Source organism: Mycolicibacterium lutetiense (genome assembly GCF_017876775.1).
Classification (GTDB): Bacteria; Actinomycetota; Actinomycetes; order Mycobacteriales; family Mycobacteriaceae; genus Mycobacterium; species Mycobacterium lutetiense.
Genome location: NZ_JAGIOP010000001.1, coordinates 206097 through 220378, shown reverse-complemented (window position 1 = coordinate 220378; position 14282 = coordinate 206097). Strand labels below are relative to the sequence as shown.

At 65.4% G+C, this 14282-nt stretch carries 15 protein-coding genes; 10 read left to right on the top strand and 5 right to left on the bottom strand.

The features are described from left to right. Positions 1 to 6: 6 nt before the first annotated feature. Positions 7 to 777 (bottom strand): precorrin-6A synthase (deacetylating), encoded by a 771-nt coding sequence (gene cobF / locus JOF57_RS01090; protein ID WP_209912797.1) that lies wholly within the window; start codon positions 775 to 777, stop codon positions 7 to 9. Positions 778 to 901: 124 nt separating this feature from the next. On the opposite strand from cobF, the gene JOF57_RS01085 reads away from it, so the two are divergent. Continuing rightward, complete coding sequence (locus JOF57_RS01085; RefSeq protein ID WP_209912795.1) at positions 902 to 2182, top strand: diiron oxygenase; 1281 nt, start codon at positions 902 to 904, stop codon at positions 2180 to 2182. Here the strand turns inward: JOF57_RS01085 and JOF57_RS01080 are convergent. Then, entirely contained in the window at positions 2166 to 3353 is a 1188-nt protein-coding gene (locus JOF57_RS01080) for an MFS transporter (protein WP_209912793.1), read from the bottom strand. The genes JOF57_RS01085 and JOF57_RS01080 overlap by 17 nt on opposite strands. Positions 3354 to 3414: 61 nt before the next feature. Between JOF57_RS01080 and JOF57_RS01075 the strand changes: the two genes are divergently transcribed. Further along, a complete protein-coding gene (locus JOF57_RS01075) occupies positions 3415 to 4278 on the top strand; it encodes an LLM class flavin-dependent oxidoreductase (RefSeq protein WP_209912791.1) in 864 nt (287 codons plus the stop codon). Positions 4279 to 4457: 179 nt separating this feature from the next. Then, the gene (locus tag JOF57_RS01070) at positions 4458 to 5669 is read left to right on the top strand and encodes an MFS transporter (RefSeq protein WP_209912789.1); all 1212 of its coding nucleotides are present in this window, start codon (positions 4458 to 4460) and stop codon (positions 5667 to 5669) included. Here JOF57_RS01070 and JOF57_RS01065 read toward each other — a convergent pair. Continuing rightward, entirely contained in the window at positions 5643 to 6047 is a 405-nt protein-coding gene (locus JOF57_RS01065) for a DUF5709 domain-containing protein (RefSeq protein ID WP_209912786.1), read from the bottom strand. The two genes, JOF57_RS01070 and JOF57_RS01065, sit on opposite strands and share 27 nt — an antisense overlap. A gap of 26 nt (positions 6048 to 6073) precedes the next feature. Further along, a complete protein-coding gene (locus JOF57_RS01060) occupies positions 6074 to 7237 on the bottom strand; it encodes an acyl-CoA dehydrogenase family protein (RefSeq protein ID WP_209915677.1) in 1164 nt (387 codons plus the stop codon). A gap of 86 nt (positions 7238 to 7323) precedes the next feature. Here JOF57_RS01060 and JOF57_RS01055 point away from each other — a divergent pair, with 86 nt between their 5' ends. The 5 genes from JOF57_RS01055 to rnhA all read left to right on the top strand — a co-directional run bounded on the left by JOF57_RS01055 (position 7324) and on the right by rnhA (position 9965). Further along, positions 7324 to 7926 (top strand): TetR/AcrR family transcriptional regulator, encoded by a 603-nt coding sequence (locus JOF57_RS01055; RefSeq protein WP_209912784.1) that lies wholly within the window; start codon positions 7324 to 7326, stop codon positions 7924 to 7926. Positions 7927 to 8014: 88 nt separating this feature from the next. Next, positions 8015 to 8308 carry a hypothetical protein gene (locus JOF57_RS01050; protein WP_209912782.1) on the top strand — a complete coding sequence of 98 codons (294 nt, stop codon included), beginning with the start codon at positions 8015 to 8017 and terminating at the stop codon, positions 8306 to 8308. Between the two features lie 124 nt (positions 8309 to 8432). After that, positions 8433 to 8759 carry a hypothetical protein gene (locus JOF57_RS01045; protein ID WP_209912780.1) on the top strand — a complete coding sequence of 109 codons (327 nt, stop codon included), beginning with the start codon at positions 8433 to 8435 and terminating at the stop codon, positions 8757 to 8759. A 42-nt stretch (positions 8760 to 8801) separates the two neighbouring features. Continuing rightward, positions 8802 to 9440: a VOC family protein gene (locus JOF57_RS01040; RefSeq protein ID WP_209912777.1), complete on the top strand. Its 639-nt coding sequence runs from the start codon at positions 8802 to 8804 to the stop codon at positions 9438 to 9440. Between the two features lie 48 nt (positions 9441 to 9488). Continuing rightward, on the top strand, positions 9489 to 9965 hold the full coding sequence (gene rnhA, locus JOF57_RS01035) for a ribonuclease HI (RefSeq protein WP_407666525.1): 477 nt from the start codon (positions 9489 to 9491) through the stop codon (positions 9963 to 9965). Position 9966: 1 nt separating this feature from the next. Here the strand turns inward: rnhA and JOF57_RS01030 are convergent, their stop codons facing one another. After that, positions 9967 to 12237: an ATP-dependent DNA ligase gene (locus JOF57_RS01030; protein WP_209912775.1), complete on the bottom strand. Its 2271-nt coding sequence runs from the start codon at positions 12235 to 12237 to the stop codon at positions 9967 to 9969. Positions 12238 to 12447: 210 nt separating this feature from the next. On the opposite strand from JOF57_RS01030, the gene JOF57_RS01025 reads away from it, so the two are divergent. Next, complete coding sequence (locus JOF57_RS01025) at positions 12448 to 13152, top strand: hypothetical protein (protein WP_209912773.1); 705 nt, start codon at positions 12448 to 12450, stop codon at positions 13150 to 13152. Positions 13153 to 13603: 451 nt separating this feature from the next. Next, a complete protein-coding gene (locus JOF57_RS01020) occupies positions 13604 to 14263 on the top strand; it encodes a cutinase family protein (RefSeq protein WP_209915672.1) in 660 nt (219 codons plus the stop codon). Positions 14264 to 14282: the final 19 nt, after the last annotated feature.

Here is a 14282-nt window from a genome sequence, read left to right as displayed (position 1 = left end):
GGATGTCTAGTCTGCCGAGCGCAGCAGGTATGTGTCCATGATCCAGCCATGGCGTGTTCGCGCTTCGGTACGTGCGGCAACGATTTCGTCGCCGATCTCGCCCACCGTTCCGGCATAGAGCAACTCGTCGGCGGTGCCCAGATAGGCGCCCCACCAGATGCGGGTCTGCGGTGCGCACTGCTGAAATGAGCAGTCCGCATCCAGCATCACCACGGCGCTTCCGGTCAGCCCGTGCTCACGCAACTGACGCCCGGTGGTGATCAGCACCGGTTCGCCGACGTCGTTGAGCGGGATGCGATGCCGGGCGGTCAGCACCTGGATTGCGGTGATGCCGGGGATCACGTCGTATTGGATGTCGAGGTACTCGGCCACTTTCTCCAGGATCCGCAGCGTGCTGTCGTACAGCGACGGATCCCCCCAGGCAAGAAACGACCCGGTGGCACCGTCGTCCAGTTCGGTTTCGATGGCCGCGGCCCAGATCCGGGCCCGCTCGGCATGCCAGTCCGCCACCACCTGGCGGTAGCCCGGTGTGTCGCCGGCCGCGGCGCGCGGCGGATCGACCAATTCGACGAAGCGGTAGCCGGGTTCCCCGGATTCGACCCGGATGAAACGGTCGCAGATCAGCTTGCGCACCGCGACCAGTTCGTCCGCCGCGCCTCGACGAGGACCCTTGTCCATCGCGAAGAACACCTGCGTGTCATTGAGCGCGGAAACGGCCTGGGCCGTGACGAAGTCCGGATCACCGGCACCTATTCCGATGACATGGATACGACGCACTGTCGAAGGTTAACCGAACCGAAATCGGGGACCCCAGGTATCCGGTACCCGGGGTATTGACATCATGCATTGTCGGTACCTAACGTCGAAGTGAGTGGGACCACAAACGAAGGGAACGTCAACGGTGACAACTTCGATCAGACCCGGCGAAGGCTCGGCCAACGCCGCGCGGCGGGACGCGTTCTCCGAACGTCTGCTCAAGGGTTCGGTTCGCAAGTCATACGCGCCGGTGGTGGACATCGACTGGCAGGCGCCGATCGATCCGGACAAGTTCTTCCTGCCGCCGACGATCGTGTCGCTGTACGGAACCCCATTGTGGGACGGCATGTCCCGCAAAGAGCAGATCGAGCTGTCCCGCGAGGAGCTGGCCAACACCCTCTCGGCGGGCATCTGGTTCGAAAACATCCTCAACCAGGCACTGCTGCGCAAGATGATGCACCAAGACCCCACCTCGAATTCCACGCACTACGAGCTCACCGAACTCGGCGACGAGACCCGTCACATGGTGATGTTCGGCAAGGCCATCGACAAGATCGGCGCCAAACCGGTACGGCCGCGGCTGTACCAACGCATGATCATCAACACGCTGCCGTTCTTCTTCCGCGGCTCGGTGCTGTGGGTGGCCGCGCTGATCGGTGAGGAGATCTTCGACTCGCTGCAGCGGCAGATGATGGACGACCCCGAGTTGCAGCCGATGGTGCAGCGCCTCATGCGCATTCACGTCACCGAGGAGGCCCGCCACATCCAGTTCGCACGTGACGGACTGCGCCAGCGCACGCCGTCGATGCGCTGGTACCAGCGGGTGTGGGTGGCCAACCTCAACGGGGTCGGCGGGTTCTTCTTCCGATATCTGTTCACCAACAAGGTGCAGTACGCGCGCGTTGGCCTGAACGCCCGCGCCGCGCGCCGGATGGCCCGGGCCAGCGCACACCGTCACGAGGTGCAGATCTCGGGATTCGCCCCACTGGCAGCTTTCCTCGAAGAGGTCGGGCTGATGGGACGCATCGGGCGGCGGATGTGGCGTCGCTCCGGCTTCCTTCCGGCGAAGGCCCCGCGTGGCCTCACCGGCTCAGCGGGTACTCCCGAGATTTCCGGGACCGGCGTCACCGAAGAGGTGTTCGACGGGCTCGCGATCCTCGACAACGGTGACGGCGATCGCCGGGTGCATGTGCGGCTGGCCGGCCACCTGGATCCGATCGACGGCCGCTACCACTGGCGCGGAACGATTCTCGATGCACCGAGCACCGTCGCCTCCGGGCCCGTACGCCTGACCATCGGCACCCGAACCGTCGACGCCCGCATCACCGAGCGCACCTCGCAGGGCACGCACTCCGTCGCCGGCGTCGGTGAACCGCCCTTCGAACTGGACGGTGCCGACGAGTCGGAAGTCAGCGCCGCCGGGTAAGCGCCGAACGGCCGAGCAACCCGACCGCGAACACCGCACCACAGATCCCGGAGATCACCAGCGGCAGTTGGCCGGGCTGACCTGGAATCGCAGTCCATGCCAGCCCGGCCCACACCCCGGCGCCCAGCACGGCAAAACCACTGAGCCCCTGGAACACTCCCTGTGCACTGCCCTGTAGGTCAGAGCCGACGAGCGAGGACACCCAGGCCTTGCTGACCCCGTCGGTGCAGCCGGTGAACAGGCCGTAGGCCCCGATCAGCAGCCAGGCCGTCAGCGGATCGGTCGTCAAACCCAGCCCGGCATAGCCGATCGCGAAGAACACCAGGCCGATACCGAATACCGGCAGCCGGCCGATCCGGTCGGCCAGCAGCCCGGCCGGGAAACTGGAGATGGCGTACACCGCGTTGTAGGTGACGTAGGCCAGGATCACCTCGACGACGGAGAAGCCGATCTCGTTGAGCCGCAACAACAGCAGCGCGTCGGGAAAATTCACCAGGCCGAATGCCACCAGCACGGCTGTCACCCGCCAGAACCGGCCCGGTAGGTCGCGCACCCGGGCGAATACCGGCTGACGCTCCGCGCGCGGCTGGGTGCGGCCCTTCCCTCTGCCCTTTTCCGAAACCAGGAACACGAGGGCAACGCTGAGCACCGCGGGTACCACGGCCACCCACAGCAGTGGCGCGATCTGATGGTCGAGCAATTCATAGGCGGCCAGACCCAGCAGCGGACCGACAACTGCCCCGAATGTGTCCATGGCGCGGTGGAACCCGAACACCCGGCCGCGGGCGGCGGCGTCGATGTCGGTGACCAGGAGGGCATCGCGCGGCGCACCGCGAACCCCCTTGCCCAGCCGGTCCACCACGCGACCTGCGAGCACACCGGACCACCCCCCGGCGGCGGCGACCATGACCTTGCCCAGGGCCGCCATGCCGTAGCCGGTGGCGATCAAGGGCCGCTTGGAGAATCGGTCGCCAAGGGGGCCGGCGGCCAGTTTGGTCATCGCGGCGGCGCCCTCGGCGACGCCCTCCACCGCACCGACCACTGCGGGTGGGGCGCCGAGCACGGTCGTCAGATAGATCGGCAGCAGTGGGTAGAGCAGCTCACTCGCGGTGTCCTGCAGGAAGGACACCGCCGACAGGACCCGGACGTTGCGGGTCAGCCAGGCCGGCATGGGGTCATCATGCCTGCCCGATCAGCCCCACAGAACTAGAACACGTTCTAGTGTGTACACCATGCGGTTCACCTATGCCGAAGCCATGACCGATCCCACCTACTACATCCCGCTGGCCCAGGCGGCCGAGGCGGCCGGCTATCACGCCATGACCATTGCCGACAGCGTCGCCTACCCCTTCGAATCCGATTCGAAGTACCCGTACACCCCTGACGGCAACCGTGAGTTCCTGGACGGCAAACCCTTCATCGAAGCCTTCGTGATGGCGTCGGCCCTGTGCGCCGTCACCACCACGCTCAAGTTCAACTTCTTCGTCCTGAAGCTGCCGATCCGCCCACCGGCCTTGGTGGCCAAGCAGGTCGGCTCACTCAATGCGCTGTTCGACAACCGACTGGGGCTCGGGGTCGGCACCAGCCCGTGGCCCGAGGACTACGAGTTGATGGGTGTGCCGTTCGCGCGGCGCGGCAAGCGCATGGACGAGTGCATCGACATCATCCGTGGACTGACCAGCGGTGATTACTTCGAGTACCAGGGCGAGTTCTACGACATTCCCAAGACCAAGATGAGCCCGGCACCCTCGAAGCCGGTGTCCATCCTCGTCGGCGGGCACGCCGAGGCGGCCCTGCGTCGCGCGGCCCGCAACGACGGCTGGATGCACGGCGGCGGCACCGACGACCTCGACCTCCTCCTCAAACGGCTCAACGAGATCCGTGAAGAGGAGGGTCGGACCGGGCCGTTCGAGGTCCACGTGATCTCGGCCGACGCGTACACGCCCGACGGCATCAAACGACTCGAGGACAAGGGCGTCACCGACGTGATCGTGGGCTTCCGTCTGCCCTACATCAAGGGCGACGACCCCGAGCCGCTGGACCGCAAGATCCGCCACCTGGAGAAGTTTGCCGAGAACGTCATCGCCAAGGTCTGACTCTGCGCGCGTCCGCCAACCTCTGCAGGTCGGATGTTGTTTGGGAGATCGTCAAGATTGTTGACGCGGGTCGAGAGAACAGGTTGAGGGAACAGCGGGCGCGGCGTTAGCGTTGCACCCGCCGTTCTCGCCAACGCTGTCCGAGAGCTTCAGTCCGTGCCCCCTCGGAAAGCCTGCGAATGACGACCTCCCTCGAACGTGCACGCTCAATCGTCGCTCCCGACCCCACGGTGCGCATGCTCGCAGTGTTCGCCCTGGCCCTCGGCGGCTTCGGGATCGGCACCACCGAATTCGTCGCGATGGGCCTGCTGCCCGACATCGCCACCGGCTTCGGCATCTCCGAGCCCACCGCGGGCCACGTGATTTCCGCCTATGCGCTGGGCGTGGTGGTTGGTGCGCCCGTGATCGCCGCGCTCACCGCGCGCTGGCCGCGCAAGGCACTGCTGCTCACGCTGATGGCGGTCTTCACCCTCGGCAACGTGGCCAGCATGCTGGCGCCGACCTATCCGACCCTGGTCATCGCCCGGTTCGTCGCCGGCCTGCCACATGGCGCGTTCTTCGGGATCGCCGCACTGGCGGCCGCCCACCTGATGGGTCCACAGAACCGGGCCAAGGCCGTGGCCTACGTGCTCTGCGGCCTGACCGTCGCGACCGTGCTGGGTGTCCCGCTGGCGTCCTGGCTCGGCCAGGCCCTCGGCTGGCGCAGCGCATTCGGCCTGGTGGTCGGCGTCGGCCTGATCACGTTGGCCGCCCAGTGGCGCTGGCTACCGAAACAGCTGCGGTCCATGCACGTCACCAGTCCACTGACCGAACTCGGAGCGCTACGCCGACCGCAGGTGTGGCTCGCCGTGCTTGTCGGCATGATCGGCTTCGGCGGCATGTTCGCGGTGTACACCTACATCAGCACCACGATGACCGATGTGACCGGCCTGTCCCGGTCCATGGTTCCGGTGGCGCTCATGGTGTTCGGCCTCGGCATGGTGGTCGGCAACCTGATCGGCGGCCGGTTGGCCGACACCTCGGTGGTCCGCGCGTTGTATCTGGCGCTGGGCTCCCTGGCGGTGCTGCTGGCCGCGTTCTCGCTGGGGTCGCACAGCCCGTGGACCGCGCTGCCGCTGCTGTTCGGCGTCGGGGTGGCCGGCTCGGCCGTCGGCCCGGCGTTGCAGACCCGGCTGATGGACGTCGCCCACGATGCCCAGACGCTGGCCGCCGCACTCAACCATTCCGCGCTCAACATCGGCAATGCCACCGGCGCCTGGGTGGGCGGCCTGGTGATCGCAGCCGGCCTCGGCTACACGGCCCCGGCCGCGGCAGGGGCACTGCTGGCCGTCGGCGGACTGCTGGTGTTCACCGTGTCGGTGGCGCTAGAACGACGGACCGCCATCCAGTGACGACGGCGGGATGATGTGCATCGCGGCCTCTTCAGCGGAGGCCGCACCACCATCGATGCCGACGTCGGTCCCGAGCAGCTCTGCCTCGTCGTCCGCGCCGAAGCCCGCATTGGGGGCCACCAGGCGACCTGACCGCAAGTCCCCGACCTCGTCGTCGCCGCCCTGCTCGTCGAGATAGGCGGGATCGTCGAGCTGCATCGCGGGGTCGGGTTCTTCCTCGGCCAGCAGCTCATCGAGGGTCTCGTGGTCACGCGGTTCCCGCCAGTGATCAGGCGGCGAATAACCCTCGTCGAGCAAGTCGTCGACACCCCGATCGATCAGGGTGTCCTCCTGAGTCAACTGGTCGTCGTCATCGACGCTGTACCCGTCACTACTCATCCTTCAACGATGTCACAGCCCGGGCATCACAGGGACCGACTGATGATCTCTTTCATGATTTCGCTGGTACCGCCGTAGATCTTGTTGACCCGCGCGGCCGCGTAGGCCCGTCCGATGGGGTACTCCATCATGTAGCCGTACCCGCCGAAGAACTGCACACAGCGGTCCACCACGGCGACACCCTTGTCGGCCGCGATCAGCTTGGCCATGGACGCGGTGGCCGAGTCGATGCGCCCGTCGATGTAGGACTGCACGCAGTAATCGACGGTCGTCTTGATCGACAGCACTTCAGCTTTCAGCTCGGCCAGGGCAAACCGGTTGTGCTGGAAGCCGATCAGCGGCTTGCCGAACGCTTCGCGTTCCTTCGTGTAGTGGATCGCCTCCACCACGGCGGCCTCAGCCATACCGGAGCACACCGATGCGATGGCCAGCCGCTCTCGGGCCAACTGGTCCATCAGCTGATAGAAGCCTCGGCCCTCTTGCTCACCGAGCAGGTTCTTGACCGGGACCCGCATGTCGGAGAAGAACAACTCCCGCGTGTCCTGACCGTGCTGACCGACCTTCTCCAGCACCCGTCCACGTTCGAAGCCCTGCAGTTCGTCGTTGGTCTCGGCGACGATCAGCGAGATTCCCGCCGCGCCTTGCGACGGATCGGTCTTCGCGACGATCACCAGTAGATCGCAATGGGTTCCGTTGGAGATGAACGTCTTCGATCCGTTGATGACGTAATCGTCGCCGTCGCGCACGGCCGTGGTCCGTACCGCCTGCAGGTCCGAGCCCGTGCCGGGTTCGGTCATCGCGATGGCCAGCACCGCCTCACCGCTGATGATCTTCGACATCCAGCGCTGCTTCTGTTCGGCATTGGCATAGGTGTTGACGTAGTGCCCGACGATCGGCGAGTGGACCACCCAGCCCGACGCCGAATCATGGGCCAGCGCAAGCTCCTCGGCGACTACGGCCGAAAATCCGAAGTCCCCACCGGCACCGCCGTACTCCTCCGGCAGGTCCAGACCGAGCAACCCGGCGTCGCCGAGCTTGTTCCAGAATTCGCGGTCGACCTGATGGTTGCGGGCCCAGCGTTCCTGATGGGGCGTGGCCTCCTTGCGGAAGAACTCCGCGGCGTGGCGGCGAAGTTCACGATGCTGATCGGTTTCCCAGGACGCCCGATACTCGGGGAACAGTTCGGACATCGTCGCTACCTCATCTGTTGTCATGCAAGAACGAATTACGATACAACTGTATTGTTCTAGAGTCAGGTGTACCGGAGGAGCGCGACATGGTCAACCCGCGGGCCACGAACGAGGACCTGACAGCCAAGGCCCGCATTCGCAACGCCGCACTGGACCTGTATTCGAAGTACGGACAAGACCGAATTTCGTTGCGCGCCATCGCCTCCGAAGCAGGTGTCACGCTCGGCCTGGTACAGCACCACTACAAGACGAAAGCCGGACTGCGCGATGCCGTCGACCAGCTGGTGGTGGATCACATCGCCGCGGCGCTCTCGGAGGCACCGGATTCCGGCAGCCCCGCCCAGTTGGCCGCGGCCCGCGATGAGGCCGTGCGCAAGATGCTGGACGCGAACCCCCCGGTGGCCAACTACGTCCGCCGCGCGCTGCTGGACCCCTCAGGCGAAAATCTGCACCTCCTCGACGTCCTGGTCGACCTGACCGAGCGAGAGGTCAGCGCACTACGGAAATCTGGTCGTGCATCGACCAAACGCCGCGAGTCCACCCAGATCGTGGCGGTCCTGGTTCGCCAGATGGGCGAAATGCTGTTGGCGCCGCTGGTGGATGTGGTGTGGGATCGCGTCGACGGTTCGGACGCCGAGCACAAGCCACGGCTGCGGATCACCGTCGAAGACAGCTCCACCCCACCCTGAGAAATTCCGCATTTCCAGCTGAGAATTCTGGAATTTTTGAACTCAACTCCCGATTGCACGTAATAGGTAGCAACCGGAGGGTTGGAAAATGAAGTCATATGCCATCGCCACATTAGCCGCCAGCACGCTGGCCGCCGGCGCGTTCCTCGGGGGCGTCGCCGCTGCCGCTCCGACCGGACAGTCGGCCGAGCAGACCGTGAAAAGCCTCCAGACCAGTGGTTATCACGTCATCGTCAACCGCACGGGCACTGCACCGCTGGCCAGCTGCAAGGTGCTCGGTGTCCGCCAGGGGCAGACCATCGCCACCAACGACTCCCGGGGTGGCAGTTCGATCAACACGACCATTATTTCCAAGACGGCATACGTCGACGTCGCCTGCTGAGCTGAAACAAACAGCACAAATACATTGGCTGGAGACGGCCGCAGAATCTGTGCGGCCGATTGTTTTTAATGATGCATTCGCGCGAGCGGTGAGCTTGTCGGTGGGTCGGCGTACGGTACCGAACATGAGTTCGATATTGGTTTCCGAGAGGGACATCGAGCGGACAATCGTCGGTGATGCCCTCGATCATCTGAATGCCGCCTGCAAAGAGATCGACGCGCTGTCGGTGCACGCTCTGACACGGTCGGAGCTCCACGAGGTGCTGAGCCGGCTCGACGCCGGGGAGAAACGGCTGGCGACCGCTCAACAACGGCTACTCGGGCGGATGGTCGCCACCGACACCGCGTCGCCGCCACGGTTCGACCCGGCCGGGGTGCTCGCCAGGAGGCTCCGCATCTCGCCGGCGGAAGCGCGACGGCGAATCGCCGACGCCGGCCGAACGTCCGACTGAGGTCCACCCGGCGGACCGACGGGACGGCTAGATTCCACGTCCATGACCGTCACCGTCGACGAACTCGAAGTCGCCGACCCGCCGGATGCCTGGAAGCGAGCGGGATTTTTCGTCGACTCCGATGCCGTCTGCCGGGTGGGTGAGGTTGGCATCCGGCTGGTCGGAAGCGACCGCGGCACCGGCATCATCGGGTGGTCGTTGCGCGGCCTGCCGTCACACGATCCGTTGGACGATCTCGACGGCATCCCGACATCGCGATCGGATGCGGTCACCGCACCGTCGGCGGTCCACCCGAACGGCGTCACCGCGATCGACCACGTCGTGCTGCTGTCTCCAGACCTGGACCGCACGGTCGCCGCACTGGCAGCCATCGGTGTGACTCCGCGCCGGGAACGCGACACCGAACTCGGCGGACGACGGATGCGACAGATCTTCTTCCGCTTCGGACAGGTGATCATCGAGGTCGTGGGCTCACCGGAGACCACGAGTGACGGTCCCTCGAAGCTCTGGGGAATCACCTACGTCGTCGACGACATCGACGCGAGCGCCGCGTTCTTCGGCGACCACACCGCTCCGGTGAAGGACGCGGTCCAGCCCGGGCGCCGGATCACCACGCTCCGACACCGCGACCTCGGCATATCGGTGCACACGGCGGTGATCTCCACGACTCCCCGTCGTTGACGTGTGTCGGGACGCCGGTCGCTCGAAACAGTTCCCTATCCTCAGCGCATGACCGACCCCGGGGACCTGCAGGACGACGTCGTCGTCATCTACACCGACGGCGGGTGCCGGCCGAATCCCGGCCCCGGCGGCTGGGGCGCGGTGCTGCGCCGCCGCGAACACGTGCGCGAGATGTACGGCGGGGACCCCGAAACCACGAGCAACAACCGAATGGAGCTGACCGCCCCCATCATGGCGCTCGAGGCACTCACCAGACCTGTGGTGGTGCACCTGCACACCGACAGCACCTATGTCCGCAACGGCATCACCAAATGGGTCCTCGGCTGGGAGCGCAACGGTTGGCTGACCGCCGCCAAACAGCCCGTGAAGAACGTCGACCTCTGGCAGCGACTTCAGGCTGCCTGCGAGCGGCATCAGGTCGAGTGGTTCTGGGTGAAAGGCCATTCGGGCGTCGCCGACAACGAATTGGCCGACGAACTCGCGACCCGCGGGCTGCGTGAAGCGCTCGACGGTTCCCGCGTCTGATTCACGATTCCCACACCACGTCATTCGGCGACTTGTCGGGCCGCAGACCCCGCCAACTGGGCTGGCGCAGCCGGTGGTCACTGGTGCGCTCGCTGTAGCGAACCTCCCCCACCAGTTCGGGGAGCACGAACGTGACCCCTTTTGCGTCGAGCTTCGGCAGCGGTTTGTCGAAAGGTGACTCCTCGGTGTGCAGCGGCGCCAGCATGTCTTTGAGCTTGGCCAGCTCTTTCTCGGTGAACCCGGTGCCGACCCGGCCGGCGAACTGAAGCCCGTCAGGGCCGGGCACACCGAGCAGCAGCGCACCGATGCCGCTGCTGCGCCCGCCCTCCCCCTGGCGCCACCCGCCGATCACCGCTTCCTGGGTGTTCCAGATCTTGTCCTTGACCCACGATGCCGACCGCCGGCCCGGTTGATAGGTCGAGTCGCGTTTCTTGGCGACGACGCCTTCGAACCGGTGCTCGCGGGAATGCTCCATGGCTTCCGGGCCGTCGCCGGGCAGCGGTTCGGGCACGATCAGCCCGCCGCCGGCAGCCAACGCGTCCAACAGCTTTCGCCGGTCGGAGTACTTGGCGCGCAGCAGAGATCGGCCGTCGAGCCACAGGATGTCGAACGCCCAGAACTCGACGCGGGTGGAGCGGGCCCGGTTCTGCATCTCGCCGAAGCTGGGCACCCCGGAGTCGTCGAGTGCCACCACCTCACCGTCGAGCACCACGTGATGGTCGGCGAGATCGGCCGCCAGCACCTCCAACTGGGGGTACTCGGCGGTGACGTCGCGTCCACTGCGTGAACGCAGTTGCAGGCGGCCATGATCGGCTTCCACCAGCAACCGGTAGCCGTCCCATTTCCCTTCGAACGCCCATTGACCGGCAGTGAGTTTCGCGACGGACCCCTCGGTTGCCAGCATCGGCGCGAAATCCTTGGGCTCGGGCGTGACCGATTTCTGGTCCTTCATCCGATGCGCCAGCCAGTTCTTGCCCTCGGTCTGGATCAGCGCGTAGCGGCCATCGATCTTCCGGCCGCTCAGGGTGAAGATGACCTCGCCATTGCGGGCCTCGGGATCGTCAGTGACCCGGAACTTCTCCGCCTCGTACGTGCCGGTGTCCCAGATGACCATCTCCCCGGCGCCGTACTCGCCCCTCGGGATCGGGCCGTGGAAGGTCAGGTACTCGATCGGATGGTCTTCGGTATGCACGGCAAGGTGATTCACTGCGGTGGTCTCGGGCAGGTTCTTGGGCACCGCCCAACTGACCAGCACGCCATCGCGTTCCAGCCGCAGGTCGTAGTGCAGCCGTCGAGCGTGGTGTTCCTGGATCACGAACCGGTCGTTGTTGCCGGTCGCCGGAATGTCCTGGGGCACCGGCTCGGGAGTCTTGGCCGCGTCGCGCATGCTGCGGTAGGTGGTGAGTTTGTCGGCCCGGGGCGGGCCCTCGTCGAGTCCGGCCAGCAGGTCACCATCCTCGGAAACCCGTTGCAACACTTCATCGAATCGCAGGTGACGCAGCTCCGGGTCGGCGATCTCGTCCCAGGTTCGGGGCGCGGAGACGGTCGGGTGGTCCCGCCCGCGCAGCGAGTACGGAGCGATCGTGGTCTTGGCCCCGCTGTTCTGGCTCCAGTCCAGGAACACCTTCCCGGCCCGCACACTGCGGGCCATGGTGGCGGTGACCAGTTCCGGCGTCGACTGTTCCAGTTGTTGGGCCACCCGCTTGGCCAGCACCGACGCTCCCTGTGAGCTGATCAGCTCGCCCAGAGGCACATACAGATGCAGGCCCTTGCTGCCGCTGGTCAGCGGATACGTCGTCAACCCGATATCGCCCATGAGATCGCGCACCGCCTGGGCCACCTCGCACAACTGCGGCATCGCGACGCCCTCACCCGGATCGAGGTCGAACACGATGCGGGTGGCCGGGCCCTGGCTGCCGTCGGCGGAGAACCGCCATTGCGGCACATGCACTTCCAGCGCGGCCTGCTGGGCGATCCAGGCCAGGCCCTCACGAGTATTGATGATCGGGTACGTGGTGGTCCCGGACTTGTGCGCGATGCTGCCGCGTTCCAGCCAGTCCGGGGCCGATGACGCCAACTGCTTTTCGAAGAACGATGCCGCTGCGACCCCGTTGGGCCAGCGCTTCCGGGTCACCGGACGCCCGGCGATGTGCGGCAGCATGACCTCGGCGATGCTCAGGTAATAGTCGAAGACCTCGGCCTTGGTGGTGCCGGTGGCGGGATAGAGCACCTTGTCGGGATTCGTCAGCCGAACCCGCTCGTAGCGCTCCATCTTCCCAACCTATACGCGGACATCAAGAATCAGATGCCTGATCAGTCATCCTTCCAAGGGCACACGTTTCACGGTCGCCACTTGGTATGAACGGCCATAGAATAATGCCGATCCAAGTGCCGCAAGGGACGTAATGCTCGGGCGCGGATGCGACCTCGGGGGAAGGCCGATAAATGCGCTCCTGGCGAGCGAGGGCCTTGGGAGGTCACAGTGGCAGAATATGAAGTCGGCGATATCCTCGCCGAGGTCACCGGCGGGCGTGCCACGTGGACCCCGGTCGGGCCACAATCACCGGAACTGGCAGAGATACCGCAGAAATGGCGACCGATCGCATCCGCCTCCACCTCATCGGAAAGATGTCGCCACGCCTTGTCCTTGTGGGGCGCGGATTTCACCGACCTACTTCCCGGTTTTGCCCGACGATTTCAGGACAAACTCTCGGATGTCAGGGTCTTTCGCCGACAATCGGGCGGGTTGTTCGAAAATGTTCTCATTTATGCGGCGGGACAGGCTAGAGATGACTTTCCAGCATTGTGGCTCGGCTGGGATCCGGCCATCCTCAGACAGCCCGAAGCAGAATTCTTCGATTGCTTTCCCGATGCCGTACAGACGTTCCTGCGCGAGGTGCATCCGGGGTTTACCGCCCAGGATTGGGAGTCTTATGGAATCAGGCGCCCAGACGCCTGGGAGAGCTTTGAAGGATATGACTGGTTTCCGAGCGAGAGTTTTGACGAGATCGAGTCGAAACCCTCGCAATTGATGTGGTTCACGAAGGATTCAGGGCAACTGTATTACTGCGTGAACAGCCGCCTCCCCGGGAAGGTGACCCTCGCCTACGAAGCAAATTTCGATCCGCCCGGCGATTTCGCAGCGGAACTCGACAACCTCCTGATGCGTCGCTGGGACGAGCAATAACAACGTCTCCGCCACAACCACCACCCCGGCCGCCATCTGAACCGCCGTACTGGGGTGTTGGCGTACTTCCCGATCGCCGGCGGTCCGAACTCGACGGAAAGGGAAATCCGCTCCAAGGCAGTGAGTTTCACCGACGCGGTCGACACGGACGATCAGCAAAAGGTTCTGGACATGATGCGCGCGGAGGAGGCTGACGAGCTTCTGCAGCACGATATCTGGGACGACCCATTGGGCCCCAGTCGCCTGACCCGTCGCGAAAGAAGCCGATCACCATAACCGACGTGACCGTTCGGGGGACGTAGCGCAGGCCGGGTTCACCCGGTCCGATCCACTCCGAAGGGGGCGCTGTACTTCCTGCAAAAGGACGGGGCGTGGAAGCTGTGCGACAGCGTCTCAAAGCAGTTCGACGATGAGCCAAGCTGATCTGCCGTCAAAATGTGAACATGGACTGATGTCGCTGAACACCGCAGTCCTCCGGTGGGCCATCGCTGCATCGATTGCGACGGCCGTTCTCATCAGCCCGGTACCCGCGGCATCGGCCGATCCCTGCTCGGACGTCGAGGTGGTCTTCGCCCGCGGCACCGGTGAGCCGCCCGGGATCGGCCGGGTGGGCCAGACGCTGGTCGACCAACTCGGGTCCAGGATCGCGCCGCGCAGCCTCGGCGTGTACGCAGTGAACTATCCGGCCGGGCTCAACTTCCTGACCACCGCAGACGGCGCGAATGACGCCGCCGGGCACATCGCCTGGCTGGCCGACCAATGCCCCGGCACCCAAGTGGTGCTGGGCGGATTCTCGCAAGGCGCAGCGGCAGTTTCGATGTTGGCGGGCGTACCGCCGATCGGTGACCGGATCGGCACGATCGGCTCGGCTCCGGCGTTACCGTCCTACAGCGCCGACCGGGTCGCTGCGGTCGCGGTGTTCGGCAATCCCGGCAATCGATTCGGCACGCCGCTGTCGAGCACCGGACAGTTCGCCGGGCGGGCGATCGACCTGTGCAGCGCCGGCGATCCGATCTGTGTCGAGGGTGGGCGTGCCCGCGCGGCGCACAGCGCATATGAGCTCCCGCCATATCCCGATCAGGCGGCTGGGTTCATCGCCGGACAGCTCTAGCCCAAGCCACCTACCATGG